Source organism: Caulobacter sp. GW822-FHT01G02, assembly GCF_058802865.1.
Genome location: NZ_JBXAON010000002.1, coordinates 604,914 through 628,208, shown reverse-complemented (window position 1 = coordinate 628,208; position 23,295 = coordinate 604,914). Strand labels below are relative to the sequence as shown.

General features: G+C 67.8%; 24 protein-coding genes. 14 read left to right on the top strand and 10 right to left on the bottom strand.

Features of this window, described 5'->3' with window-relative positions; translation table 11 throughout:
• The first annotated feature begins 91 nt into the window (after positions 1–91).
• The gene (locus tag AC1RNC_RS08460) at positions 92–862 is read left to right on the top strand and encodes a 3-keto-disaccharide hydrolase (protein ID WP_492885297.1); all 771 of its coding nucleotides are present in this window, start codon (positions 92–94) and stop codon (positions 860–862) included.
• Here the strand turns inward: AC1RNC_RS08460 and AC1RNC_RS08455 are convergent.
• On the bottom strand, positions 859–1,866 hold the full coding sequence (locus tag AC1RNC_RS08455; protein WP_492885295.1) for a LacI family DNA-binding transcriptional regulator: 1,008 nt from the start codon (positions 1,864–1,866) through the stop codon (positions 859–861). The two genes, AC1RNC_RS08460 and AC1RNC_RS08455, sit on opposite strands and share 4 nt — an antisense overlap.
• Before the next feature lie 136 nt (positions 1,867–2,002).
• Here AC1RNC_RS08455 and AC1RNC_RS08450 point away from each other — a divergent pair, with 136 nt between their 5' ends.
• From AC1RNC_RS08450 to AC1RNC_RS08425, 6 genes are read left to right on the top strand one after another with little or no spacing between them, the layout of a single operon-like run.
• Positions 2,003–3,244, top strand: coding sequence for an MFS transporter (locus tag AC1RNC_RS08450; RefSeq protein ID WP_492885293.1), 1,242 nt, complete (start codon positions 2,003–2,005; stop codon positions 3,242–3,244).
• A gap of 24 nt (positions 3,245–3,268) precedes the next feature.
• Entirely contained in the window at positions 3,269–4,207 is a 939-nt protein-coding gene (locus tag AC1RNC_RS08445) for a sugar phosphate isomerase/epimerase family protein (RefSeq protein ID WP_492885291.1), read from the top strand.
• An 11-nt stretch (positions 4,208–4,218) separates the two neighbouring features.
• Positions 4,219–5,355, top strand: a complete 1,137-nt coding sequence (locus AC1RNC_RS08440) for a Gfo/Idh/MocA family protein (protein ID WP_492885289.1) — start codon at positions 4,219–4,221, stop codon at positions 5,353–5,355.
• Positions 5,352–6,407, top strand: coding sequence for a sugar phosphate isomerase/epimerase family protein (locus AC1RNC_RS08435; RefSeq protein ID WP_492885287.1), 1,056 nt, complete (start codon positions 5,352–5,354; stop codon positions 6,405–6,407). Before AC1RNC_RS08440 ends, AC1RNC_RS08435 begins: the two co-directional genes overlap by 4 nt.
• 34 nt (positions 6,408–6,441) lie before the next feature.
• Positions 6,442–6,801 carry a c-type cytochrome gene (locus AC1RNC_RS08430; protein WP_125158406.1) on the top strand — a complete coding sequence of 120 codons (360 nt, stop codon included), beginning with the start codon at positions 6,442–6,444 and terminating at the stop codon, positions 6,799–6,801.
• A gap of 21 nt (positions 6,802–6,822) precedes the next feature.
• Positions 6,823–7,314 carry a cupin domain-containing protein gene (locus tag AC1RNC_RS08425; protein WP_492885284.1) on the top strand — a complete coding sequence of 164 codons (492 nt, stop codon included), beginning with the start codon at positions 6,823–6,825 and terminating at the stop codon, positions 7,312–7,314.
• Positions 7,315–7,323: 9 nt separating this feature from the next.
• Here the strand turns inward: AC1RNC_RS08425 and AC1RNC_RS08420 are convergent, their stop codons facing one another.
• Complete coding sequence (locus AC1RNC_RS08420; RefSeq protein WP_492885282.1) at positions 7,324–8,142, bottom strand: 3-keto-disaccharide hydrolase; 819 nt, start codon at positions 8,140–8,142, stop codon at positions 7,324–7,326.
• Between the two features lie 171 nt (positions 8,143–8,313).
• Here AC1RNC_RS08420 and AC1RNC_RS08415 point away from each other — a divergent pair, with 171 nt between their 5' ends.
• A complete protein-coding gene (locus tag AC1RNC_RS08415; RefSeq protein WP_492885280.1) occupies positions 8,314–10,062 on the top strand; it encodes an FAD-dependent oxidoreductase in 1,749 nt (582 codons plus the stop codon).
• Positions 10,062–10,631, top strand: a complete 570-nt coding sequence (locus AC1RNC_RS08410) for a gluconate 2-dehydrogenase subunit 3 family protein (RefSeq protein ID WP_492885278.1) — start codon at positions 10,062–10,064, stop codon at positions 10,629–10,631. Before AC1RNC_RS08415 ends, AC1RNC_RS08410 begins: the two co-directional genes overlap by 1 nt.
• 24 nt (positions 10,632–10,655) lie before the next feature.
• On the opposite strand, the gene AC1RNC_RS08405 is transcribed toward AC1RNC_RS08410, so the two are convergent.
• Both AC1RNC_RS08405 and AC1RNC_RS08400 read right to left on the bottom strand, forming a co-directional pair.
• Positions 10,656–10,898: a hypothetical protein gene (locus AC1RNC_RS08405; protein ID WP_492885276.1), complete on the bottom strand. Its 243-nt coding sequence runs from the start codon at positions 10,896–10,898 to the stop codon at positions 10,656–10,658.
• Positions 10,899–11,572: 674 nt separating this feature from the next.
• The gene (locus AC1RNC_RS08400; protein WP_492885274.1) at positions 11,573–12,454 is read right to left on the bottom strand and encodes an AraC family transcriptional regulator; all 882 of its coding nucleotides are present in this window, start codon (positions 12,452–12,454) and stop codon (positions 11,573–11,575) included.
• Between the two features lie 146 nt (positions 12,455–12,600).
• Here AC1RNC_RS08400 and AC1RNC_RS08395 point away from each other — a divergent pair, with 146 nt between their 5' ends.
• The 3 genes from AC1RNC_RS08395 to AC1RNC_RS08385 all read left to right on the top strand — a co-directional run bounded on the left by AC1RNC_RS08395 (position 12,601) and on the right by AC1RNC_RS08385 (position 14,874).
• On the top strand, positions 12,601–13,344 hold the full coding sequence (locus AC1RNC_RS08395) for an SDR family NAD(P)-dependent oxidoreductase (RefSeq protein WP_492885272.1): 744 nt from the start codon (positions 12,601–12,603) through the stop codon (positions 13,342–13,344).
• A gap of 135 nt (positions 13,345–13,479) precedes the next feature.
• Positions 13,480–13,812 (top strand): hypothetical protein, encoded by a 333-nt coding sequence (locus tag AC1RNC_RS08390; RefSeq protein WP_492885270.1) that lies wholly within the window; start codon positions 13,480–13,482, stop codon positions 13,810–13,812.
• Positions 13,813–13,932: 120 nt separating this feature from the next.
• Entirely contained in the window at positions 13,933–14,874 is a 942-nt protein-coding gene (locus AC1RNC_RS08385; RefSeq protein WP_492885268.1) for an MBL fold metallo-hydrolase, read from the top strand.
• Between the two features lie 77 nt (positions 14,875–14,951).
• Here AC1RNC_RS08385 and AC1RNC_RS08380 read toward each other — a convergent pair whose 3' ends face one another.
• The 5 genes from AC1RNC_RS08380 to AC1RNC_RS08360 all read right to left on the bottom strand — a co-directional run bounded on the left by AC1RNC_RS08380 (position 14,952) and on the right by AC1RNC_RS08360 (position 21,564).
• A complete protein-coding gene (locus AC1RNC_RS08380; RefSeq protein ID WP_492885266.1) occupies positions 14,952–15,425 on the bottom strand; it encodes a hypothetical protein in 474 nt (157 codons plus the stop codon).
• A gap of 156 nt (positions 15,426–15,581) precedes the next feature.
• Positions 15,582–16,301: an alpha/beta fold hydrolase gene (locus AC1RNC_RS08375; protein WP_492885264.1), complete on the bottom strand. Its 720-nt coding sequence runs from the start codon at positions 16,299–16,301 to the stop codon at positions 15,582–15,584.
• A 6-nt stretch (positions 16,302–16,307) separates the two neighbouring features.
• The gene (locus AC1RNC_RS08370) at positions 16,308–17,693 is read right to left on the bottom strand and encodes an aldehyde dehydrogenase family protein (RefSeq protein ID WP_492885262.1); all 1,386 of its coding nucleotides are present in this window, start codon (positions 17,691–17,693) and stop codon (positions 16,308–16,310) included.
• Between the two features lie 127 nt (positions 17,694–17,820).
• Positions 17,821–20,694: an ATP-binding protein gene (locus AC1RNC_RS08365; RefSeq protein WP_492885260.1), complete on the bottom strand. Its 2,874-nt coding sequence runs from the start codon at positions 20,692–20,694 to the stop codon at positions 17,821–17,823.
• Positions 20,695–20,976: 282 nt separating this feature from the next.
• Positions 20,977–21,564, bottom strand: coding sequence for a helix-turn-helix domain-containing protein (locus AC1RNC_RS08360; protein WP_492885258.1), 588 nt, complete (start codon positions 21,562–21,564; stop codon positions 20,977–20,979).
• Positions 21,565–21,808: 244 nt separating this feature from the next.
• On the opposite strand from AC1RNC_RS08360, the gene AC1RNC_RS08355 reads away from it, so the two are divergent.
• Together AC1RNC_RS08355 and AC1RNC_RS08350 are read left to right on the top strand one after the other, a co-directional pair.
• On the top strand, positions 21,809–22,270 hold the full coding sequence (locus tag AC1RNC_RS08355) for a nuclear transport factor 2 family protein (protein WP_492885256.1): 462 nt from the start codon (positions 21,809–21,811) through the stop codon (positions 22,268–22,270).
• A 43-nt stretch (positions 22,271–22,313) separates the two neighbouring features.
• Positions 22,314–22,661: a carboxymuconolactone decarboxylase family protein gene (locus AC1RNC_RS08350; protein WP_492885254.1), complete on the top strand. Its 348-nt coding sequence runs from the start codon at positions 22,314–22,316 to the stop codon at positions 22,659–22,661.
• Between the two features lie 26 nt (positions 22,662–22,687).
• Here AC1RNC_RS08350 and AC1RNC_RS08345 read toward each other — a convergent pair whose 3' ends face one another.
• The gene (locus tag AC1RNC_RS08345; protein WP_492885252.1) at positions 22,688–23,209 is read right to left on the bottom strand and encodes a helix-turn-helix transcriptional regulator; all 522 of its coding nucleotides are present in this window, start codon (positions 23,207–23,209) and stop codon (positions 22,688–22,690) included.
• Between the last annotated feature and the right edge of the window lie 86 nt (positions 23,210–23,295).

Genomic DNA, 23,295 nt, shown 5'->3' with positions numbered 1-23,295 from the left:
CGGACAGCGTTGTCAAGAATGTCGTGGTCGTATTGGCCGACGCCCGGGCGCCGCATAGTCTGGTCCGTCCGACAGGGAGCCCAGGTGCCGCATGCTGACCCGATCCATCCTCACGCTTTTCGGTCTGTTGGCCGCGTCCTCTGTCCTGGCCCAAAGCAAGCCGGAGGAGACCGAGGCCTGGAAGCCCGTTCCGCCGATCGTCTCGCCCGCGGCGGCGCCCGGCGGCGCGCCCTCCGATGCGATCGTGCTGTTCGACGGCCAAGATCTGGGCCAATGGGTCGCCGCCAACGACAAGTCGCCGGCGGCCTGGACGGTGGCGGACGGCGTGCTGACCGTCGACAAGTCGAAGGGCAATATCGAAACCCGGCGGGCGTTCCGCGACTACCAGCTGCATCTGGAATGGCGCGTCCCGGCCGGAATCACGGGCTCGGGCCAGGCACGCGGCAACAGCGGCGTCTTCCTGGCGTCCACAGGGGCCGGCGATAAAGGGTACGAGGTGCAGATCCTCGATAGTTTCCAGAACCCGACCTACGTCAACGGTCAGGCGGCCAGCGTCTACAAGCAGCGTCCGCCCCTGGTGAACGCCAGCCGCGAGCCGGGCGCGTGGCAGACCTACGACATCGTCTGGCGCGCGCCGGTGTTCGGCGCGGACGGGGCGCTGCTCACGCCGGCCGTGGTCACTGTGATCCACAACGGGGTACTCGTACAGGACCACGCGGTGCTGGCCGGCGAGACGGTCTATATCGGCAAGCCCAGCTACAGGGCCCACGGGCCCGCGCCGATCAAGCTGCAGGCGCACGGCGACCCCAGCGCGCCGATCAGCTTCCGTAACATCTGGGTCCGCGAACTGGCGCCGCGCTAACTGGGCGGCGAGGCCGTGCTCGACCGGATGACCAGCTGGTGGGGCAGGGTGACGTTCTGCAGCGCGGTGGCCCGGCCACTGAGGATGTCCAGCAGCAGGCGCACCACCTCGTGGCCGATCTGCTCCTTGGGCTGGCTGACCGTAGTCAATTTCGGATGCAGGTATTGGGCGAAGCGGATGTCGTCGAAGCCGACCAGCGAGACGTCATCGGGGCAGGTGAGGCCGCGCTGGCGGATCGCCTCCAGAGCGCCCATGGCCATCTCGTCGCTGAAGCAGAAGATGGCGGTCGGCCGGCCGGGCTCGTCCAGCAGCTCGCCGGTCTGGCGCACGCCGGACTCGATTGAGAAGTCGCCGATGGCGATGCGCAGGGCGCTGGCGCGGCCCTGGCGCTGGGCCGCCGACAGCACGCCGGCCAGGCGGTCGCTGCTGATCGGGCTGGCCAGCGGACCAGTGACCACGCCGATGCGGGTGTGGCCCAGGCCGTAGAGGTAGTCGACGACCTCGGCGGCGGCGCGGTCGTTGTCGATATGGGCGCTGGAAACGGCCAGGCCCGGCCGGAACTCGCAGCCGTTGACGATTGGCGTCCTGGGGCCCTTGGCGGCGACCATGTCGGCCAGCACGTCGGGCAGGCGGTGACCCAGGAAGATCAGGCCGTCGGCCTCCTTGCGGCGGAACATGGCCGCGTACTGCTCCTCGCGCGCTTCCTCGTGGCGGGTGTCGCCCAGCAGCACCGAATAGCCGGCGGCCAGAGCGGCTTCCTCGACGCCCCGGATCACCTGCGAGAAGAACGGGTTGGAGATGTCCGGCACCGTGACCAGGATCTTCTCCGTCCGCAGAGTGCGCAGGCTCTTGGCCGCGAAGTTCGGCTCGTAGCCCAGGCGGTTGACCGCCTCCATCACCTTGTTGCGGGTGGTCTCCAGCACCAGCTCGGGCGCGCTGAACACGCGTGAAACCGTCGCCGTGGAGACGCCCGCCTCGCGCGCAACATCTTGAATGGTCGCCATCGGCCGGACACTGGCGACAAGCCGACAGCTTGGCAAGCAGACCGACCCCTGTTATCGATGATTTCGATTACATCGGAGCGGAGGGCGTCCAAAAGGGCGAAACCAGCCGCCCAAACTGGTCGGGGAGGCCAGGTCCATGAACACGAGCGTCCGGCTCTTCGTGATGATGGTGCTGCAGCTGGCGATCTGGGGCGCCTGGGCGCCGAAGATCTTTCCCTACATGGGCATGCTGGGCTTCGAGCCCTGGCAGCAGTCGATGGTCGGCAGCGCCTGGGGCGTGGCCGCCCTGGTCGGCATCTTCTTCTCCAACCAGTTCGCCGACCGCAATTTCGCGGCCGAGCGGTTCCTGGCCGCCAGCCACCTGATCGGCGGCCTGGCCCTGGTCGGTACGGCGTTCGCGACCAGTTTCTGGCCGTTCTTCGGCTGCTACCTGATCTTCAGCCTGGTCTATGTGCCGACCCTGTCGGTGACCAACTCGATCGCCTTCGCCAACCTGAAGGACCCGGCCGCCGGTTTCGGCCCGGTGCGCATGGGCGGAACGGTCGGCTGGGTGCTGGTCAGCTGGCCCTTCGTGTTCCTGCTGGGCGCGCATTCCTCGGTCGAGCAGGTGCGCTGGATCTTCCTGGTCGCGGCGATCGTCTCGTTCGCGTTCGCCGGCTACGCCCTGACCCTGCCGCATACCCCGGCCCGCAAGGACGCGCCAGGCATCGACAAACTGGCCTGGCGACGGGCCTTCAAGCTGCTGGCCGCGCCGTTCGTGCTGGTGCTGTTCGTGGTCACCTTCATCGATAGCGTCATTCACAACGGCTATTTCGTGATGGCCGACGCCTTCCTGACCAATAGGGTCGGGATCGCCGGCAACCTCAGCATGGTGGTCCTGAGCCTGGGTCAGGTGGCCGAGATCCTGACCATGTTCCTGCTGGGCCGGGTGCTGGTGCGATTGGGCTGGAAAGTGACGATGATCATCGGCGTGCTGGGCCACGCCGCGCGTTTCGCGGTGTTCGCCTTCTTCGCCGACAGCATCCCGGTCATCGTGGCCGTGCAGCTGCTGCACGGGATCTGCTACGCCTTCTTCTTCGCCACCGTGTACATCTTCGTCGACGCGGTGTTCCCCAAGGACGTCCGCTCCAGCGCCCAGGGCCTGTTCAACCTGCTGATCCTGGGCGTCGGCAATGTCGTGGCCAGCTTCCTGTTCCCGTCGCTGGTCAGCCGTCTGAGCGCGGGCGGATCCGTCGACTACACCACCCTGTTCATGGTTCCGACCGGCATGGCTCTGGCGGCCGTCTGCCTGCTGGCGGTGTTCTTCCGTCCGCCGTCGCGCGGCCCGGTGACGGAGACCGATGAGCTCCCCGCCACGGCCAGCCCGGCCCAAGTCTAAGCCCCTTCAGCAAAGGAAAGCCTCGTGCACGAACACCTTTCTCGGCGTGGCCTTCTGGGCGCCGGCGCGGCCCTCCTGGGCGCGACCCTGGCCGGCGGCGCCAGCGCGGCGGCGACGCCGTTCTTCCAGCGCCACAAGCTGCCGGTCGGCATCCAGCTCTACAGCCTGGGTCCGGACCTGGCCAAGGAGCTGGACGCCCAGCTGGCCACGGTCGCCAAGATCGGCTTCAAGTCGGTCGAGCTGGCCGGCTACCTCGGCCGCACCCCGGCCGAACTGCGCGCCGCTTTCGACAAGGCGGGCCTGGTCTGTCCCAGCGCCCACATCGCGCCCAAGGGGCCAGGCGGTTTCAGTGGGGATCTCTCCAAGCTGGCCGACGAGATGCACGTGATCGGCGTGACGTCGGTGATGATGCCGATCTTCTACATCCCCGACCGCCTGGGCGCCGACCTGCGCCAGGCGGGCGTGCAGATGACCGCCGACGACTGGAAGTGGAACGCCGACTTCCTCAACGAGAAGGCCGCCGTGCTGAAGAAGTCCGGCATCACCGCCGGCTATCACAACCACAATTTCGAGTTCGCGCCCCTCAAGGACGCTAAGGGCGCCGACACCAACGGCATGGAAATCCTGCTGAACGGCACGGATCCCAGCGTGGTGACCTTCGAAATGGACGCCGGCTGGGTCACGGCCGCCGGCCATGATCCGCTGGCCCTGCTGAAGGCTCATCCGGGCCGCTTCACCCAGATGCACGTCAAGGACGTCAAGGCGACGACCAAGACCAACTTCGAACTGAAGCAGGACCCGACCGAGGTCGGCAGCGGCATGATCGACTGGAAGAAATTGCTGCCCGCCGCCTACGCCGCCGGCGTCCGCGGCTTCTACTACGAGCAGGAGCCGCCGTTCGCCCACGCCCGCCTGGAGTCGGCCAAGATCAGCTACGACTACCTGGCCAAGGTCGTCGCCTGATGAGCTTGCGGATGGCCCCCTTGCGAATGGCCATGGTCGGCGGCGGTCCGGGCTCGTTCATCGGGCCGGTGCACCGCATGGCCGCCGAGCTGGACGGCCGCATCCGGCTGGTCGCCGGGGTGTTCAGCCGTGACCCGGCCAAGAGCGCCCAGGCCGCCGCTGTCTGGGGCGTCGCGCCCGACCGGGTCTATCCGGACCATCACGCCATGATCGCCGCCGAGACAGCGCGCGAGGACGGCGTAGACCTCGTTTCGGTGGTCACGCCCAACCACCTGCACTTCGACGTATCGGCCGCCGCGTTGAAGGGCGGGCTGCACGTGATCAGCGACAAACCCGCCACCCTGAACCTGGCCGAGGCCCAGGATCTGGCGGGCATCGTCGCGGCGTCGGGCAAGCTCTACGGCCTGACCTATACCTATACGGGCTATCCGATGGTCCGCGAGGCGCGCGAGATCGTGGCGCGCGGCGATCTGGGCGCGGTGCGCAAGGTCGTGGTCGAATATTCCCAAGGCTGGCTGTCAAGGCCGCTTGAGCGCGACGGCGACAACAAGCAGGCCAGCTGGCGCGCCGATCCCAAGCAGTCCGGCGTCGGCGGCTGCATCGGCGACATCGGCGTCCACGCCTTCAACATCGCCGAGTTCGTGACCGGCCACCGGGTCGAGCGCCTGTGCGCGGACGTTTCGACCGTCGTGCCTGGGCGCGGCCTGGACGACGACTGCAATGTGCTGCTGCGGTTCGAAGGCGGCGCGCGCGGCGTGCTGATCGCCTCGCAGATCTCGGCCGGGGCCCGCAACGGCCTGCGGCTCAGCGTCTATGGCGAGAAGGGCGGCCTGACCTGGTCGCACGAGGATCCCAACGTGCTGACGATCGACTGGCTGGACGGCCCCAGCCAGGTGCTGCATGCCGGCTCGGGCTATCTGGGCCCCGCCGCGCGCGCGGTGACCCGGCTCCCCACGGGCCATCCCGAAGGCTTCATCGAGGCCTTCGCCAATATCTATCGCGACTTCGCCGACGCCATCGAAGGGCGGGGCGGCGGGTTCGTGCCGGATATCCAAGCGGGCGTTCGCGGCATGGCCTTCGTCGAACGCGCCGTGGCCGCCAGCCGCGACGACGCCGGTTGGGTCGCCTTGGAAGGAGACGCGCGATGAAGACACTCAAGGGACCAGCCATCTTCCTGGCCCAGTTCATCGGCGACAAGCCGCCGTTCGACAAGCTCGAGACCATGGCCAAATGGGTCGCCGACCTCGGCTATGTCGGGGTGCAGATGCCGACGGGCGGTGCGGACTCGTTCTTCGACCTGGCTCTGGCCGCCGAGAGCCAGACCTATTGCGACGATATCGCCGGCTTGCTGGCCGAGTACGGCCTAGAGATCACCGAGCTCTCAACCCACCTGCAGGGCCAGCTGGTCGCCGTGCATCCGGCCTATGACGCGCTGTTCGACGGCTTCGCGCCGCCCGAACTGCGCGGCAAGCCCAAGGAGCGCCAGGCGTGGGCCGTGGGGCAGGTCAAGGCCGCCGCCGTCGCCAGCCGGCGCCTGGGCCTCAAGGCCCACGCCACCTTCTCGGGCGCTCTGGCCTGGCCGTATTTCTATCCCTGGCCACAGCGTCCGGCGGGCCTGATCGAGGAAGCGTTCGCCGAACTGGGCCGTCGCTGGAAGCCGATCCTGGACGTCTTCGAAGACAACGGCGTCGATGTCGCCTACGAGATCCATCCGGGCGAGGACCTGCACGACGGCGCCACCTTCGAGCGGTTCCTGGACGAGGTCGGCGGCCATCCGCGCGCCAATATCCTCTATGATCCCAGTCACTTCGTGCTGCAGCAACTGGACTATCTCGGCTACATCGATCGCTACCACGCGCGGATCAAGGCCTTCCACGTCAAGGACGCCGAGTTCCGGCCGACGGCCCAGTCGGGGGTCTATGGCGGCTACCAGGGATGGGCCGAGCGGCCGGGCCGCTTCCGTTCGCTGGGTGACGGTCAGGTCGACTTCAAGGCGATCTTCTCCAAGCTGGCCCAGTACGATTTCGACGGCTGGGCGGTGCTGGAGTGGGAGTGCGCGCTGAAACACCCGGAGCAGGGCGCCCGCGAAGGCGCGCCGTTCATCCGTGACCACATCATCCAGGTGACCGACAAGGCGTTCGACGATTTCGCCGGCAGCGCGCCGGACGCTGGCCGCAATCGCCGGCTATTGGGCCTGTAAGGCCGCCGCCAAATTCCGACGGAGAGTTTTCTCGATGAAGTATCCGCTCATGCTCGCCGCCGTTCTGGCAGGGATGGCGACCAGCGCCGTCGCCGCGCCCACGGGGCAGCAGGTGTTCGAGCAGCGCTGCACGGTCTGCCATTCGCTGCGGCCCGCCCCAGGCAAGATGGGGCCGCCGCTGGCCGGTGTCGCGGGCCGCAAGGCCGGGACCGCTCCGGGCTTCGCCTACAGCGCCGCCATGAAGGCCTCGGGCATCACCTGGACGCCGGCGGAGTTGGACGCCTTCATCAAGGCGCCCGGCAAGAAGGTCCCAGGCACCAAGATGCTGCTGGGCGCGCCGGATGACGCGCAGCGCGCGGCGGTGATTGAGTACCTGACGTCGGTGAAGAAGTAGGCCTGGCAAGGGAGAGACGCGGTGAAGACAATAGCCAGGATCCTCACGATCTGCGCGACGTCGTTGCTGCTGGCCGCGCCGGGCATCGCCGGCGCTCAAGCCGCCGACCCAACCGGCTTCGCGAGCGGCGCGGATGTCCAGGGCCAGCTCCGCGACATGCTCGCCGCGATGAAACCCGACCAAGGGTTCATGTGGCGCCCCCTGGTCCGCGACGGCGCGACCGTGGCGGCGATCGAGGTCTGGAAGAAGCCCGGTCGCCCCGCCGTCCACCCCGCCGAAGCCGAATACGCCATCGTTCTGGACGGCGCCGGCACGCTGGTTTCGGGCGGGACCATGACCGACCCGAAGGTCAAGAACGCCAACCTGACCGAGGGCGGCCAGATCGAAGGCGGCGTCACCCGGACACTGGGCCCTGGCGACGTCATCCTGGTGCCCGCGGGCGTGCCTCATTGGTTCGGGATCACCGGCGAGCGGCTCGTCCTGCTGGGCGTCAAACTGCCCGGCGCGAAATGACAGCGCGCCTTACCGCGCCGTCAGCTCTTGAATTTGAATGTCCTTGAACTCGATCGGATGGCCCTCGCTCTGCAGGGCGATGTAGCCTTCCGTGACCGGCTGGGCGCCGCGCGCGAGGATGTAGGGTTTGGCCCCGCCCGCGACGGTGTCGTCGGGATCGAGGGTCACTCCCGCGTAGTGGTGGACGGCCACGCCGTTGATCTTCTGGGTGATCTCGCCATTGGGCAGGACTTCCAACTCGGCCTGGACCCAGGTCCCGTCTGGGATGGTCGGAGCCTTGGCGGGCGGGGTGCAGTGCTCCTTCACCTTCGCGCCGTCGATGGTGATGGTCAGGCCGGGCGTGCAGACCGCCCCGGTGGGGCGGGGCGCGTCACCATCCTTGCCCAGCAGCTGAAACTCGACCGAGACCGGGAAGGGCTGCTCGACGGTCATGCTCTCGGGGCTCTGGCTGAGGAACATGACGCCGCTATTGCTGCGCGCCCACGCCGGGGTGTCGGCCAGGCCGCCTTCGGTCAGGAAACGATAGGTCAGCTTCAGGCGATAGGCCTTGAACGGTGTGTTGTAGAACAGGTGCCCGAACTGACCGTCCAGCTTGTCATAGCCTGCATAGGACACGCGGATCACGCCGTGGTCCGCGACGAAGGTTTGGCGGTAGTTCTCGCCGGTCGGATGCTTGGCGACCTTCGCCGTCCAGCCGGTCAGGGTCTTGCCGTCGAATAGCGGCCGCCAGGGCCCGGCCTTGACGTCCTGGGCGTTCGCCGCGCCCGCGCACAGCGCCAGCAGCAGACCCGCCGCCATCCGGCGCGCACGCCTCATCGAACGCGTCATCATATCCCTCCCAGGCGCTCGGCGATTTTGACGTGAAACGCTGAGCTTTCTTGCAATGTAACCCATTTCATGGAAGCCTCCAGGCAAGAATGAGGGGTTCGCCGAGGTCGGGGCGTCGCGTGGCTTACAGCTTCCGACGTGGTCCATCGAGCGACCGCGAAGGGAGTGAACATGGCCAATCTGAACGGCCGCGCGCGGCGTAAGAACACTTACGACGCGATCGTTGTTGGTAGCGGTATCACGGGCGGCTGGGCGGCCAAGGAGCTGACCCAGAAGGGCCTCAAGGTCCTGGTGCTGGAACGGGGGCGCATGGTCCGCCACCTCGAGGACTATCCGACCGCCGTCCTCGATCCCTGGCAGACCAAGTACCCGCAGGGACAGCTGCCGAAAGCCGAGCTGGACGCGCACTACCCGGTGCAGCGCCGCACCGGCTACACGATGACGGAGTACAGCCAGCACTTCTTCGTCAGGGACGACGAGAACCCCTATACCGAGGAAAACCGCTTCGACTGGATCCGCGGCTATCACGTCGGCGGCCGCTCGCTGACCTGGGGCCGCCAGAGCTATCGCCACAGCCCGATCGACTTCGAGGCCAACGCCAAGGAGGGCATCGGCGTCGACTGGCCGATTCGTTATGAAGAACTGGCCCCCTGGTACGAGCATGTCGAGCGCTTCATCGGCGTCTCGGGCCAGCCCGAGGGCCTGCCGCATTTCCCCGACGGCCACTACCAGCCGCCAATGGAGATGAACTGCGTCGAGAAGGCCTTCAAGAGCCGCTCGGAGGCTCGCTTCCCGGAACGCCGCGTCAGCATCGGCCGCGCGGCCCACCTGACCGAGCCGACAGAGGAGCAGCTCAGCCTGGGCCGCACCAAGTGCCAGTACCGCAACCAGTGCATCCGGGGCTGTCCGTTCGGCGCCTACTACAGCTCCAACTCCGGCGGTCTGGTCGCGGCCGAGCGCACCGGCAACCTGGTGATCCGCCCGAACTCGATCGTCACCGAGCTGATCTATGACGAGAAGGCCGGCAAGGCGACCGGGGTGCGGATCCTAGACGCCGTGACCCGGCGGGACGAGGAATTCCACGCCGACGTCATCTTCCTGTGCGCTTCGGCCCTGAACTCGGCCTGGATCATGATGAACTCGACCAGTTCGCGGTTCCCGAACGGCTTCGGCAACGGCAGCGACCAGTTGGGCCGCAACGTCATGGACCACCATCTGGGCGTGGGCGCGTCGGGCGAGGCGCCCGAGTTCGCCGACATGTACTATTCGGGGCGGCGTCCGAACGGGATCTACGTGCCGCGCTTCCGAAACCTGGGTGACGCGGCCACCAAGCGAACCGACTACCTGCGCGGTTTCGGTTACCAGGGCGGCGCCTCGCGTCCGATCTGGGATCGCGACCTCGGCGAGCGCGGGCAGGGCGCCAAGGGCTTCGGCGCGGCGCGCAAAGCCGCGCTCAGCCAGCCGGGCCCCTGGAGCATGGGTCTGGGCGGCTTCGGCGAGATCCTGCCCTACGAGGACAACCGCATCACCCTGAACCGCGACGTGAAGGACCAGTTCGGCCTGCCGACGTTGTCGTTCAATGTCACCATGCGCGAGAACGAAATGGCCATGCGCCGCGACATGCAGCAGGCGGCGGTCGAGATGCTGGAGGCCGCCGGCTTCAAGAACGTCAAGGGCCACGACGGCGGCTACGCCCCGGGTCTGGGCATCCACGAGATGGGCACCGCCCGCATGGGGCGCGACCCGAAGACCTCGGTGCTGAACGCCCATAACCAGGTCCACGAGTGCAAGAACGTCTACGTCACCGACGGGGCCGCCATGACCTCGGCCTCGTGCGTGAACCCGTCCCTGACCTACATGGCCCTGACCGCCCGCGCCGCCGACCACGCGGTGAAGGCTCGCAAGCGGGGAGACCTGTGATGCTGAACCGACGCGACACGCTTCGCGGCCTGGCCCTGGCGGTCGGCGTCGCCTCGACGGGCTGGGCCGAGCGCGCCCTGGCCGCCGCGGCGCCCGCGCCGGCCCTGACCTGGACCCCGACGGCCCTGACGGCGGACCAGGCCCGGTTGCTCGACGTGGTGGCCGAGCTGATTATCCCGGCGACCGACACGCCCGGCGCCCGCGAGGCTGGCGTTCCACAGTTCATCGACCGCGCCGTGGGCGACTTCTACGAGAAGGGTCAGATCGATCAACTGCTGGGCGGACTGGCCCGCATGGACGCTGACGCGCGCGCCGCGCACGGCGACATCTTCGTGGCGCTGACGCCCGAGCAGCAGGTCGCGCTGCTGACGGCCTACGACCAGGAAGCCGGTGTCGCGCGAGGGCAGGGGCAGTCCCACTTCTTCCCGGCGCTGGAGGACATGGTCACGGTTGGCTACTTCACCTCCGAGCCCGGGGCGACGGTGGCCCTGAAGTACGAACCCGTGCCTGGCGCCTATCACGGCTGCGTGCCACTATCCGAGATCGGCCGCGCCTGGGCGACGCGCTAGCGCGCTGTCATCAAGGCGGGAGCGTCAATCCCCGTCCGTCTCGTCGCCATCGGGCGGCATGATCGCCACGCCTTTGCGGCCGGCCAGCGCGCCGCCGTGACAGGGCAGGGCGGGAGCGTCGCGACGGTCATCGCCGGACGGCGCCGGGCGTGGCCCCTTGGCCGTACAGATCATCATGCCGACGGGCGCGGCGCAGGCCATGGGCGCGAGGACAAGGTTCAGCGCGCCCAGCAGGGCCGCGCCCGCGCTGGGCGACGGATGGGTCATGACCTCTGCTCCCTCCCGATAACGAGCGCCCACTCCGGCCTGTTATGCGAGTATATCTTGCATTTCTCACAAATCCTACCTTGACGTGTATTTAACGCCATGGCTCTCTTCCCGACAGGGAGAGCGCGATGGTTGGACATCCACGACCCGAGGCGACGTTTCCGACGTGGCGCACGGACATCGCCGACCTCTTCGCCGCGCCCTTCTGGGTGACGCCGGCGCGGCGCGCCGACGTGCGGCCTCTCGGATTATGACAGCGTCAAGGCCTGGTCGATCCGCATCTACCAGTACCTGCGCAGCCGCTGTTCTGGTCGTACCATGCCAATATCGAAACGACTAACGGGGCCATCAAATATGACCCGTGACATCAGAGGTGTCCGACAGCGATAGAATTCCATTATTTCCGATAATATATCTTAGACGAGCTTACCTGCGTCATCCTGGGTACTTGTGTTGTCACTGACTCCAAATTCCGCGACTGGCGCGTTCTTCGACACCAGTTCTACCGATGTTCCGGCTTTCTGGCGCTTCTGACTCAATTCTCTGCAACTGGCTGACTCTTTTCGCTGCGACGGCCATCTGCAAGCGCGAAAGCTGAGCTGTGAAATGGCATCGCCGGGCAACTCCATGGTCAGCAGAATTAGCGGATCTGGAACCTGGCTTTAAGCCCCACCCTATCTCTCGCCTCCTCCAGAACCTCGCCACTGGCCGATCAGGGCCTCGGCGTCCCGACGTGGAGAGCGACCAAATAGCCGGGCGTATTCGCGATTGAACTGAGACGGACTTTCGTAGCCAACTCGGTCGGAAGCCGCCGCCGCGCCTAGGCCCTCGGTCACCATGAGACTTCGCGCCTGGATCAGGCGAATTGTCTTATGGAACTGCAGGGGTGTCATGCTGGTCACGGCCTTGAAGCGTCGATGGAACGCTGAGACGCTCATGGCGGCCAGGCTAGCCAGGTCGTCAATCGACGCCGGCTGATCGAAGTGCTCCCGCATCCATCGGGCGGCCGCATGAACGCCAGACAGCGCCGCGCCCGGCGTGGCGATGTCGCGGAGCATCCAGCCTTGAGGCCCTTGGAGCACGCGATAGAGAACTTCACGTTCATAAACTGGCGCGAGGACGGGAATGTCTTCGGGCCGCTCCATTAGCCGCATGAGCCGGACCCAGGCGTCGAGCAGTTCGGGCGTTGTCGCGGCGACGGAATAGCCGTCCCCCTCGCCCGCCGAAAGCGGAGTCTTCTCCAGAAGCGATGCGATCACCGCGCGGTCCAGCGTCAAGCTGACGGCGAGATAAGGCTCTCCGGTTGGCTCAGCGTGGACCGTTCCTATGGCCGGCAAGTCGACCGACATGACGAAATAGGTCGACGGATCATACCGCAGCGTCTTGCCGCCGATGGTCATGGACTTTGATCCACGCAGGATCAGATTGATCATCGGCTCATAGACCGCGGCCAGCTCGTGCTCGGGGATGACGCCCTGCGCCATCGCCAAGCGCGGGACGCCAGTCTCGGTCCGCCGGCTTTCGGCGCGAGCCGCAAGACGGCGCAGCGCGTCCAAGGGCTGTTCCATCCGTACTGCTTGCGCGGCGGCTCGGCTGCGCGCAAGCACAAAGCAGGATCAGGCAAGGATAAGGCAGGATCTCCCAGCGCCGAAAAGATCCCGCTGGCCTATTTCCCGCGCCTCAATCAGCGCGGAGAGCGGGCATGTCAGTCGTTATCATCACGGGGGGAAGCCGCGGCCTGGGTCGTAGCGCCGCCCTGCAGTGCGCCCAGCGCGGCATGGGTGTGATCGTCACCTATAACCGTCATCCCGAGGGCGCCGAGGCGGTCGTCGCCAGCATTGAGACGATGGGTGGTAAGGCCAAGGCCTTGGCGCTCGACGTCGCCCAGGTCTCGAGCTTCACGGCGTTTCGTGACGCTGTGAGCGCGGCGCTCGAGAGCCAATGGGGGCGCGAGCGCTTCGACTTCCTCGTCAACAATGCCGGCCATGGCCTCTTCGAGCCCATCTCAAGCGTCACCGAAGCCCAGTTCGACGGGCTCCTGAACGTGCATCTGAAGGGGCCGTTTTTCCTGACGCAGACCCTGCTTCCGCTGATGAACGACGGCGGCGCCATCGTGAACATCACCAGCGCCACGACCCGCGCGGCCACCGCCGGCGTCGCCCCCTATGCGGCGTTCAAAGGCGGCCTCGAGGTCCTGACCCGCTACATGGCCAAGGAGTTCGGCGATCGGCGCATCCGCGCCAACGCCGTCTCCCCGGGCGCGATCCGCACCGAGCTCGGCGGCGGCCTGACGACGGATTTCGAAGCGTTGCTCGCGGGGCAGACCGCCTTGGGCCGTATCGGCGAGCCGGACGACGTCGGCCGGGTCGTGGCCGCCCTGCTCTCCGAGGAGAGCGCTTGGATCAACGCCCAGTCGATCGAGGTGGCGGGCGGTTACCTGATCTGACCGAGGATCGGGACGAGATAATCCAAGAGCACGCGGCGTGGCTTCAAGCCGCGCCGGAGGCGGCGGCCGACCATGCGGGGCCGCTTATGCCCCCCGCCTCCGACGGCGCCGCGCCCCTTTTCGAAGGTTCCTTTCATGACCAAGTCCGCCCCGGCCCAGGCCATTGAAATCACTCGCTTCCATCTCATCGACGGGCTGACGATCGGTGACTTCATCCGCGCCAACGCCGACGTCGATCCCTGGCTCCAGCGCCAACCCGGCTTCATATCGCGGCGTATCGCCCAGGACGCGGACGGCGAGGTCATCGACATGCTGGTCTGGGAAAGCGCGGCGCAAGGTCGGGCGGCCGCCAGTCGTCTGATGTCCGAACTGGCCGACTCGCCCGTTCACGACGCTATCGACCAAGGGACAGTCTCGTGGACGGTGGCGCCGGTGGTCCACCGCCTGGACGCCACCCAGGCTGGATGAGGAGGCTGAAGGCGGTGTTCAGCCAAATGCGTGCGGCCCGGCTTCAAGCCCATTGGTGAGGCAAGGCGCAGATTCCGGGGACGCGACAGTTGCTGCGCGCCGAATTCCCAAGGAAAAGCCATGAGCGATCCCCAGTTCCTCTCGCGCCAAGGCGCGGTCCTCACCATCTTGGTCGCCGCTCTGCTCGGCGCCCAGCCCGGACCCGCGGCCGCCCAGACGCCCTACGCCAATATCAACAAGGCGGCGACCGCGGCAGACATCACCCTCACGCCGCTGCGTGGCGGCGTCTATCTGGTCGAGGGCTCCGGCGGGAACATGGCCGCCATCGGCGGTCCCGATGGCCTGCTGTTAGTCGACGACGGCATCGCGCTGTCGAAGACCAAGATGCGGACCGCGCTCACGCGCGTCGGCAAGGGTCCGCTGCGCTATGTGATCAACACCCACTGGCATTGGGACCACACCGATGGCAACGGCTGGGCGCGCCAGGACGGCGCGGTCGTGGTGGCCCACGCCAACACCGCCCGCCACCTGGAGGAGACCATCCGCGTCGAGGAATGGGGCCACACCTTCACCCCAGTCGCGGCCAGCGGGCGCGCCGACGTGCGCATCACGGCGTCGACGACGATCGCCTTCGCCGGCGATCAACTCGTCCTTCGCCCCTACGCCCCGTCCCACACCGATGGCGACCTGTCGGCCTACTTCGCCCAGGCCGACATTCTGCTCACGGGCGACACTTGGTGGAACGGCCTCTATCCGTTCATCGACTACGTCGCCGGCGGCGGCATCGACGGAATGATCGCGGCCGCAGACGCCAGCATCGCTCAGGCCGGGCCGCGTACGATCGTTGTTCCGGGCCATGGGCCGGTCGGCAGCCGCGACGACCTGATCGCCTATCGCGCCATGCTCGCGACCATTCGCGACAACGTCGCCAAGCTCAAGGCCCGGGGCCTGAGCGTCGATCAAGTGATCGCCGCCCGTCCCACGGCCGCCTTCGACGACGTCTGGGGCAAGGCGATCATCAGCCCCGAGCTCTTCACGCGCCTCGTCTATCGCGGCGTGTAACCGGATCCGAAGCTCACAGTTCGAGCTTCGGTAGGCTCGTCGCCCTCCCCCTCCCCCAGAAGGGGGCGACGAGCCGCTCATGCGACGGGGTCGCCGAGCGCGTGGCGCATGGCCTCAAGCGTGGCGATCATCGCCCGCATGGCGGCGGGGTTGTATTCCCCCTGCCCCGGCGCGCCGTGATGGATCTCCACGGAACGCCCACCGCCCAGGTCCATGTGGAACGTGTCCGGGGTCCTAAACCGCTGACCGGCCGGGGCGCCGTCCGGCGCTGGCTCGCGGGCTCCGGCGTCGGTGTCGACGGCGCCAAGCTGCTCCAATTGGCCGTTCAGCAGCGCCTTAAGCGCGGGGTCCAGGCTGCCGCCGGAAGGTCCCAGCAACGTCAATGAAAAGCCGTTGGCGGTGTCGGAGTCGAACAGGCTCGTCGGGCTTTGCAGCGAGGCCGTCTTGGGAAGCGAGATGGGATCGGCTGGCGAAGGCGAAGCGGTTGGCGCGGCGCCCTTCCGAGACAGGCTCGCGATAGACTGCCCGGCCGTCAGGCCCATGATGCTCATGATGAAACCCTCCTCGGTCTATGACTGGGGAGGGCTTCGCAACAACCGCGCCACGGATCAGACGTACAAGCCGCGGCCAACCCGTTCCCAAAATGGTCGCGTGGGCGGCGGTACATGCCTAGGTCGGCGACGAACCTGCCCAGCGTGTTACGCCGATCAACCGAGCGAGCGCCCAAACTCGGCGAAGGCTTCCGCCAAGGCGACAGGGTCTGACAGAAACGGCGAGTGATCCGCGTCGAGCACCGCCAGTCCGGCCAGGGTCAGACGCGCGCACATGGCCGCCTGGGTTTCCAAAGGAATGGCCTCGTCGCGGGCGCATTGGACATAGAAGCGCGCGATGCTGGCTGGCGGATCGCCCGGTATCGTATCGGCCGCCGGCCCCAGGGCCTGCCAGGTCGCGCAACGGTCGGCGGCCCAGGCGGCCAGGTCATCGGGGCAACGCGTATAGAAGGCCGCGATACGGTCCTGCCGGCTCAGCGCCGCCACGCCGCGTTCGGCGTCGACAATCATCCTCGGAACCGCTGCGCCCGCGGGGCCGAGGCCAAGCGCCTGAAGATGCGACTCGCCGGCAAGCGGCGCGCTGGCGGCGACATAGACCAATGCCTTGACGCCTTCGGGGCGCATCGCCGCTGCGGCGGTGATCGCCGCGCCCCCGAGGGAGTGACCGACCAGCCAAACCGGATCGTCGCCGATGGCGGCGGCGATCGCCCGCGCACAGTCATCGAGGCCGACTCCACCGAGCGCGTCCAGCGCCTCGCCGACGCCTGGAAGATCTATCGTCTCCACTGCATGCCCCTGCCGTTGGAGCCGCTGTTCAAGGCGCGACCAGCACCATGCGCCGTGCCAGGCGCCGTGGACCAGAAGGAAACGGGCCATGGATCGCTATTCCGAGCTGGTAAGGACCTGAAGGCGCGAGAATGGATCCTCGCGATCGCGTGCGACCGCCGCGAGGTCGGCGACCAGCGCCTTGGGATTCAGGGCGACGTGCGGGGCCTGGAGACGGGTGGCGACCGCCAGGGCGATCTCCGGTTCCTCGGACCAGACGACCGCGCTCGGCCGGCCTGGCAGAGCATTGGCGATCGTGATCGCTTCGTCGAGATCGCCATAGGGGATCACCGTCGCCACCGGCGCCCAGGGCTCATCGCGAACGAGGCTCATCGTCGGCGAGACATTGGCCGCTAGGGCCGGGCCCATGACTGCGCCCATGACCGCGCCTTGCCTTGGCGAAATGTCGTCACCCCGCAGAACGATTTCGGCGCCGGAGACCGCCGCATCGTCGAGCAGCAATGCTGCCCGCGCCCGCGCCGACTCTGAAATGAGGGGCCCGATTATCGTACGGGCGTCTCGCGGATCGCCGACCGGCAACGTGCGGGCCAAGCTGGACAGGGACGCGACCAATTCCGCCTGCCTGTGCCGCGGCGCCAGCAAGCGGCTGGGATTGGAGGGTCCCTGGCCGCTGGCCAGAAACAGACGTGGTCCAAGCGCCGAGATCACCGCGCCGAGGTCCGCGTCCGGCAGTAGGATGCCCGTCGTGCGGCTCTGCACGCCGTGGACAAGTGACTTCCCCGCCGCTGCGCGCGCGCGGGCCAGATCCGTGGCCAGCGCGGCGGGGCCGGAGTAGGCCAGCCAATCGATCTCGGAATGCGCCGCCATCCCCAGGCAAGCGGCCTCGTCGGCGACCAAGATGTTGAACACCCCGTCAGGAATACCCGCTTCGGCCAGCAATTCGCCCAGCCACTGGCCGTCCAGCGGGCAGACCGGCGGGAGCGCCAAGATCATCGAGCAGCCGGCAAGCAAGCTCGGCATCAACCAGGACAAGGCGCTGGGCTGGGTTGCGTTCCAGGCCGCGATGGCCGCCACAACCCCGGCGGCGCGGCGCGGGGCGGCGTCCGCCCCGCCAACAGTCCCGCGCGCATGGGTCAGCCGAGCCTCGCCAGCCTCAAGGGCCTGCGCCATCAGCTCGCGCGCCGCCGTCACGGGCAGAGCCGTCTGGCGGGCGCTTAGGAGGACGAGTTCATCGACCCGTGCGAGATAGAGACGCCAGAAGCGATCGAGAACAGCCAGGCGCGCCTGATGGCTCAATCCCGACCAACTCCGCCGCTGGAACGCCTGACGCGCGACCTGGATCGCCAGTTCGATGTCGGCCTGGCCGGCCAGGGGCGCCTGACCAAGCCAAGCGTCGTCATAAGGGGAACGGACCTCAACGCGCAGGCGGCCAAGCGGCGCTTGTCGCCGGCCGCCTATGAAATTCCGCCGATAGGAGAGCATGTCGGTATGAGCTCTTTCGCGATCATCGCACGGCCAGGCAACGCGCTCCGGACGGCTTCTCAAGCCTGGGGCGCCGCCAGAGCGGCCGCCAGTTCAAGGGCGTGAATCGGTGTGAAAGCGTCGAACTCTAGGTCGGAGCTGACACCATATCGGCCGCTCGCCGCGCCAAGGGACCGTCTTGGTCGGGCATCGCGGCCAGCAGCTGTTGGACGCGCTCACGCGCTTCGCCGCGCGCCGCCTCCGGAGCGCCGCAGGCCAGCAACGCCATGGCCGCCGCGAGTTCCAGGCTAAGCGCCGAACCCGCCCGCGCGGCTTCCAGCGCCTGGAGCACATAGCCACGCGAGACCTCTTCGCCATCGCCCGCCATTACCTCGCTGGCGATCAGGTAGAGCCTTGGCAGGTCATAGTGCTGGCCGATCGCCTTGGCGTCTTCCAACGCCGCGAGGATCCGCCGTCGCGCTTTAGCCTGGTCGCCCAGGGCGTGGAGTCCCCAGGCGAGCGTCCCGGAAAACGCTGGCGAAAGAAGCCGGTGGGCTTCCCGGTCAAGTCGCTCGAGCGCCAGATCCAACCCCTCGACGCCTTCGGCGTATCGCCCCCGACCGATATCCAGTTCTCCTGCCAGGGCCAAGCCAACGCCGTGATAGGGACCGATGCCGTGTCTAGCCGCATGCTCGATCAAACGCGATATCAAGCGCTCGGCCGTTTCCCAGTCCTCGTCCCAAAGCGCGACCGTCGCGGTGTAGATCAGCGCGATGCACAGGCTGACCGGACGGCCGCCGCGCTCGGCTTCGGCCACGGCGGCCTCGCACACCTCGATCGACCGCGCGCGCTCGCCGCGGAGCCAGAGCGCGCGGCACAACACGATCAGCGCGCGCACCTTGTGGTCGTAGCCAAAGACATCCGCGCCGTCGGCGTCGGCGCCAGCCCAGTAGGCAAAGCCGCGGTCGATCGCTTCCTGGGCAAGGCGCTGGTCCGAGACCAGATGGAGCGAGGTGCCCAGCATCCATTGCGCCAGCGCCGCCCCACCCGGATCACGCGCGGGGTCGCATAGCTCCGCGCATTGGCGCCCGCAGTCGAGCGCCGCTGAGAACTCGCCGATCCGCGTGAGGAAGATGTGCTGGCCCGCCAGTAGCTGCACCTGGTCGGCGCGCGCGCCCAAACGCTCGGCGAGCGCCAGGCCGCGCTCGATCGTTTCGCGGACGGCGTCGTGGTTGCCCCGACCGAACATGCGGGCGATCGCGACGGCTTCCAGCAGCCTCAGTTCGTCGACCCCGCCACGCCGCGCCTCGGTGAGCAGGTTCAAAGCCCTCAGGCACCAGGTCTCGCACTCCTCTAATTGGGCGCGCGACAGCAGCAGAGGCGCGGCGCCAACGGCGAGGCTGGGGAAAAGGTCTTGGGGACGGGCGGCCTGCGCCCATCGCAGCGCCGCCAACACGTCGCCGATGGCAGGCGCCGCCGAAGGGGCGTACTTTTGGAAGAGCGACGCGCCAGGACGAGCGCCGTCCGCGAGACGCGCGAGCATCTGCAGGGCGTGTCGCTCGGCGGTGATCTCCGCCTCCCCGCTGCGCGTCAGCTTGGCGAGGGCGTAGGCCCTGGTCGTGTCCAACAGCCGGAACTGCACAGGCCCCACACCGCCGTGAGACGTCCAGATCAGTGACTTGTCGACGAGGCTCGTCAGGGCGTTGGCCACCTCGAGCGCGTCATCGCCCACGTCCCCGGCCACCGCATGGGCGTCCTTCAAGCTGAAGGGGCCGGTGAACACCGCCAGGCGCCGCAGCACGCGCCGATCGCGTTCGCCCAGGAGGTCGTGGCTCCAGTCGAGCAGCGCCTGCAGCGTCTGGTGGCGCGGGGCGGCGTCACGGCGTCCAGGCCATTGCAGGCCCAGGCTCTCGTCCAGGAGGTCCGCGACACCCTTGAGGCCAAGGGCGCCGACGCGGCTGGCCACGAGTTCGATCGCCAGCGCCACGCCATCCAGGCGTCGGCAAATGTCCCCGGCGAGGCGCGCCTCCTCATCCGTCCAAGGCCCGCGTCGACCACTGACCTCCGCCCGCTCGATAAAGAGCTGCACCGCCGAATAGCTGAGCGGCTGGCGTGCGACGGCGACGTCATCGGCGGGCGGGAAGGCCAGGGGTTCGAGCAGATGGACGGTCTCGGCCTCCACGCGCAGGGCTTCGCGGCTGGTGACAAGGATGAGATAGGCGTCGAGGCGGCGGGTGAGCCGATCGCAGAACGCAGCGACCGCTTCGACCAGATGTTCGCAGCCGTCGAGGACCAGCAGCAGGCGATGGCTAGCCAGGGCGGTGAGCACCGTCTCCTCAAGTTCGCGACCCGATCCGTCCAGGCCCAACGCGGCCGCCACCGTCTTGACCAGACTGGCTTCATCATCGGCCGCGCTGAGGTCAACGAACACCGGCTCGATCGCCGCCCGCGCCTTCAGGGCCTGGGCGACAAGCGCCGCGACGGTGGTCTTGCCCAGACCACCGGCGCCGACCAGGGAGGTCAGACACCGCTCCCCCATCGCAGCGACGAGGCAATCGACGACAACGTCGCGACCGATCACGCGTGCGGCAGGCAGCGGTAGGCGGGTTGAAAGGCTGTGAACCGGAGGCGGTGCAACGGAGGGCGGCGGCTCTTCAGATGCAAGGTCGAGCCACCGCACCGGCGCTACGAAGCAATAGCCTCGCCCAACCACATTCTCGATGTAGCGCGCGCCCTCCTCGCCTTCGCGCAGGGTCTTGCGCAGTCCCGATACGGCGACCCGCAGATTTGACTCCTCGACGGTCAGCCCCGCCCAGGCGCGTTCGATCAATTGCCGGTGGGTCAGCACTCGGCCATGCTCGCTGACCAGAGCGATCAGGACCTCAAGCGCGCGCGCCCCGACGGCGACGGGAACGCCCTGCCGCGTCAGCAACCGCTGCTCCGGCGCGAGCATGTAGGGCCCGAACAGCGCCTGGCGTGTGCCAGCGGCCTCGCCGGAGTCGATGGCGCGTGCGTCCCCCAAACGGACTGTCCTCTATAAGGCTCCGATAGAACCGCCGCGGCCACAGCCTTCAGCGCCGCGCGGTCCCGCAGCTTAGCCACAGTCAGGGTTCGTGGGCTTGTCCGTAAGCGCGTTCGTTCAAGTCCCCTTCGCGTGCTTGGCTTTCGACGGTTTGCGCCTGCAAGCCCTGGAGGCGTCCGAAGATCACGCCGGCCTCGCCGCGAGCGAGGACGGCGGTCAGGTCCGCCCAGGTTTCCGAGCGGATCGCCCGGTAAGGCCGCACGCGTGGCGGGGGCGGCGGCCTCACGCGACCGCCTCCGCCACCGCCCACGAGGCCTGAGCGGTTCGACGCTCGTCCCGGTGACCACGGCGCCAGGCCGCCGGGGGACAGCCATAGTGCTTACGGAAGGCGCGGGTCAGGTGGGACTGGTCGCATAGCCCGCAGGCATAGGCGATCCGGGCCAGGCCTTCGTCGCTGTTCAGCATCATGTGCCGAGCCCGCTCCAGCCTCTGGCGCATGATGTAGTCCGACGGCGTCAGGCCGAAGGTGACATTGAAGCAGCGGCCCAGCTGGCTGGTGCTGATGCGGACTACGCCGGCCAGCTCGCCGACCTTGATGGTCCGCTCGATGTTCGCCTCGATGAATTCCGCCAGGCGGCGCACCCGCCAGCCTGTGAGACGCGCGCCCTTGGAGCGGGGCGGCGTGTTTTCGGGAGCGATCGGCGCGACATCCAGTTCGCGATCGATGATCCGATGCGCCTGGCCCAGATAGGTGCGCGCCGCATGCCGATCGCGGTCCAGCGACTTGAGCGCGTCGTCGATCAGAGCACGGACCATGTCTTGGCCGGGCGTCGCCCAGGTGGGGCGGTCTGTCAGGGCGATGCTGTGCATGAGAGCCTCCTTGTCGTGATGACAGGAGCATCGACCCGGATCGCGCCGAGTGCGCGTTAAGCGCCGTGACCGGGCGTGAGGCCTCGCGAAGGTTTTCGCCGCTCCTCGCACAACAGCGTTCGCCGGGAGGCTTCACAAGGCTTCACGTCGCCTGACTCGTGGCTCGGCAAGGTCCGTGCGCAGATCAAAGGGCGAAGGGCGTCGGCGTCTCTCGCCCCCTCCAACAGACTGCAAAGAGGCCGTCATGCGTCCCCCACTCCCCCCGTTCACCCTCGAGACCGCCCGGCAGAAGGTGCAGGCGGCCGAGAATGGCTGGAACAGCCGAGATCCCGTCGCCGTGGCCCAGGCCTATACGCCGGACAGCGTCTGGCGGAACCGCAGCGACTTCCTTACGGGCCGCGAGGCGATCGTCGCCTTCCTCACCCGCAAGTGGGAGAAGGAGCTCGACTATCGGCTGATCAAGGAGCTGTGGGCTTTCACCGAGAACCGCATCGCCGTTCGCTTCGCCTATGAATGGCGCGACACGACGGGCGCCTGGTTCCGCTCTTACGGCAACGAGAACTGGCAGTTTGGCGCCGACGGCCTGATGGAATGGCGCCTGGCCAGCATCAACGACCTCCCGATCAGCGAGTCCGAGCGCCTGTTCTTCTGGCCGCTCGGCGCGCGGCCGGCCGACCATCCCTCGCTGTCCGATCTGGGTCTCTGATCCCTCACCATTCTCCCTTCGACCTTAGGAAAAGGAGCCCCTGATGACCATGCTCAACTGGAATGACTATCGCGACCAACTGATGAAAGGCGTCGGCGATCTCAGCAAGCTGTCGCCCGACTCCGTGCGCGGCTACGCCACGCTCAGCGGCGCCGGCGCCAAGACCGGCCATCTCGACGCCAAGAGTCGCGAGTTGATCGCCCTGGCGACGTCCGTCAGCCTGCGGTGCGATGGCTGCATCAGCGTCCACACCGAGGCGGCGCATCGACTGGGGGCCACGCGGGAGGAGATCGCCGAAGCCCTTGGCGTGGCCATCGCCATCAACGCGGGCGCGGCCCTGGTCTATTCGACGCGGACGCTGGACGCGTTGGACGCGTTGCCAACGGTCTAGGTCATCACGTTTATGGCGCGCGGGGCCTAGCTCCGCGCGCCGCGACGCCAAGCGGCCGGCGTCTGGCCATAGGCCTTGCGAAAGGCGCGGCTAAGATGGGCTTGGTCGCAGAGGCCGCAAAGCTGAGCGATCTGCGCCAGGGCGTCGTCGGTTTCCAGCATCAGGCGCTGGGCCATCAGCAGTCGCCTTTGCATGATGAATTCAGACGGCGACAGACCAAACGTCGCCTTCAAGGCCCGGCCAAGCTGCCCCGTGCTCATCTTGGCGGCGCCGGCTAGTTCGGCGCTATAGAGCGTGCGCCCGATATTGCCGTCGACAAAGGCGGCGATCTGGCGCGCGCGCCAAGCCGGCAGCACACAACTGGCCGATCCTCCCAATGCACGGCGCTCGTCACGCGGCGGCGGCTCTAGAAGTTCCCGCGCCCGACCGATCAGCACCTGGGCCGCGATGGGGTCGGCCGGAAGCGCGCCGAGCGCCTGATCCAGCAGGACGGCGACCCTCAACTGCAGCGGCCGCGGCGCGCGGGCTTCGGGCGCGGCTAGCGCCATGGCGGTCCACCCGCTTGCGAGGCTTCACAGCGCGCAACACCGCACAACATCCAAGGCGGGCACGAGCGACCTAGTCTGCTCACCAG

Excerpts from the sequence above, each read along its gene's own strand:
- AC1RNC_RS08460 (WP_492885297.1), top strand. The coding sequence starts at position 92 with ATGCTGACCCGATCCATCCTCACGCTTTTCGGTCTGTTGGCCGCGTCC.
- AC1RNC_RS08455 (WP_492885295.1), bottom strand. The coding sequence starts at position 1,866 with ATGGCGACCATTCAAGATGTTGCGCGCGAGGCGGGCGTCTCCACGGCG.
- AC1RNC_RS08450 (WP_492885293.1), top strand. The coding sequence starts at position 2,003 with ATGAACACGAGCGTCCGGCTCTTCGTGATGATGGTGCTGCAGCTGGCG.
- AC1RNC_RS08440 (WP_492885289.1), top strand. The coding sequence starts at position 4,219 with ATGGCCCCCTTGCGAATGGCCATGGTCGGCGGCGGTCCGGGCTCGTTC.
- AC1RNC_RS08435 (WP_492885287.1), top strand. The coding sequence starts at position 5,352 with ATGAAGACACTCAAGGGACCAGCCATCTTCCTGGCCCAGTTCATCGGC.
- AC1RNC_RS08430 (WP_125158406.1), top strand. The coding sequence starts at position 6,442 with ATGAAGTATCCGCTCATGCTCGCCGCCGTTCTGGCAGGGATGGCGACC.
- AC1RNC_RS08420 (WP_492885282.1), bottom strand. The coding sequence starts at position 8,142 with ATGACGCGTTCGATGAGGCGTGCGCGCCGGATGGCGGCGGGTCTGCTG.
- AC1RNC_RS08415 (WP_492885280.1), top strand. The coding sequence starts at position 8,314 with ATGGCCAATCTGAACGGCCGCGCGCGGCGTAAGAACACTTACGACGCG.
- AC1RNC_RS08410 (WP_492885278.1), top strand. The coding sequence starts at position 10,062 with ATGCTGAACCGACGCGACACGCTTCGCGGCCTGGCCCTGGCGGTCGGC.
- AC1RNC_RS08405 (WP_492885276.1), bottom strand. The coding sequence starts at position 10,898 with ATGACCCATCCGTCGCCCAGCGCGGGCGCGGCCCTGCTGGGCGCGCTG.
- AC1RNC_RS08395 (WP_492885272.1), top strand. The coding sequence starts at position 12,601 with ATGTCAGTCGTTATCATCACGGGGGGAAGCCGCGGCCTGGGTCGTAGC.
- AC1RNC_RS08390 (WP_492885270.1), top strand. The coding sequence starts at position 13,480 with ATGACCAAGTCCGCCCCGGCCCAGGCCATTGAAATCACTCGCTTCCAT.
- AC1RNC_RS08385 (WP_492885268.1), top strand. The coding sequence starts at position 13,933 with ATGAGCGATCCCCAGTTCCTCTCGCGCCAAGGCGCGGTCCTCACCATC.
- AC1RNC_RS08380 (WP_492885266.1), bottom strand. The coding sequence starts at position 15,425 with ATGAGCATCATGGGCCTGACGGCCGGGCAGTCTATCGCGAGCCTGTCT.
- AC1RNC_RS08375 (WP_492885264.1), bottom strand. The coding sequence starts at position 16,301 with ATGGCCCGTTTCCTTCTGGTCCACGGCGCCTGGCACGGCGCATGGTGC.
- AC1RNC_RS08370 (WP_492885262.1), bottom strand. The coding sequence starts at position 17,693 with ATGCTCTCCTATCGGCGGAATTTCATAGGCGGCCGGCGACAAGCGCCG.
- AC1RNC_RS08360 (WP_492885258.1), bottom strand. The coding sequence starts at position 21,564 with ATGCACAGCATCGCCCTGACAGACCGCCCCACCTGGGCGACGCCCGGC.
- AC1RNC_RS08355 (WP_492885256.1), top strand. The coding sequence starts at position 21,809 with ATGCGTCCCCCACTCCCCCCGTTCACCCTCGAGACCGCCCGGCAGAAG.
- AC1RNC_RS08350 (WP_492885254.1), top strand. The coding sequence starts at position 22,314 with ATGACCATGCTCAACTGGAATGACTATCGCGACCAACTGATGAAAGGC.
- AC1RNC_RS08345 (WP_492885252.1), bottom strand. The coding sequence starts at position 23,209 with ATGGCGCTAGCCGCGCCCGAAGCCCGCGCGCCGCGGCCGCTGCAGTTG.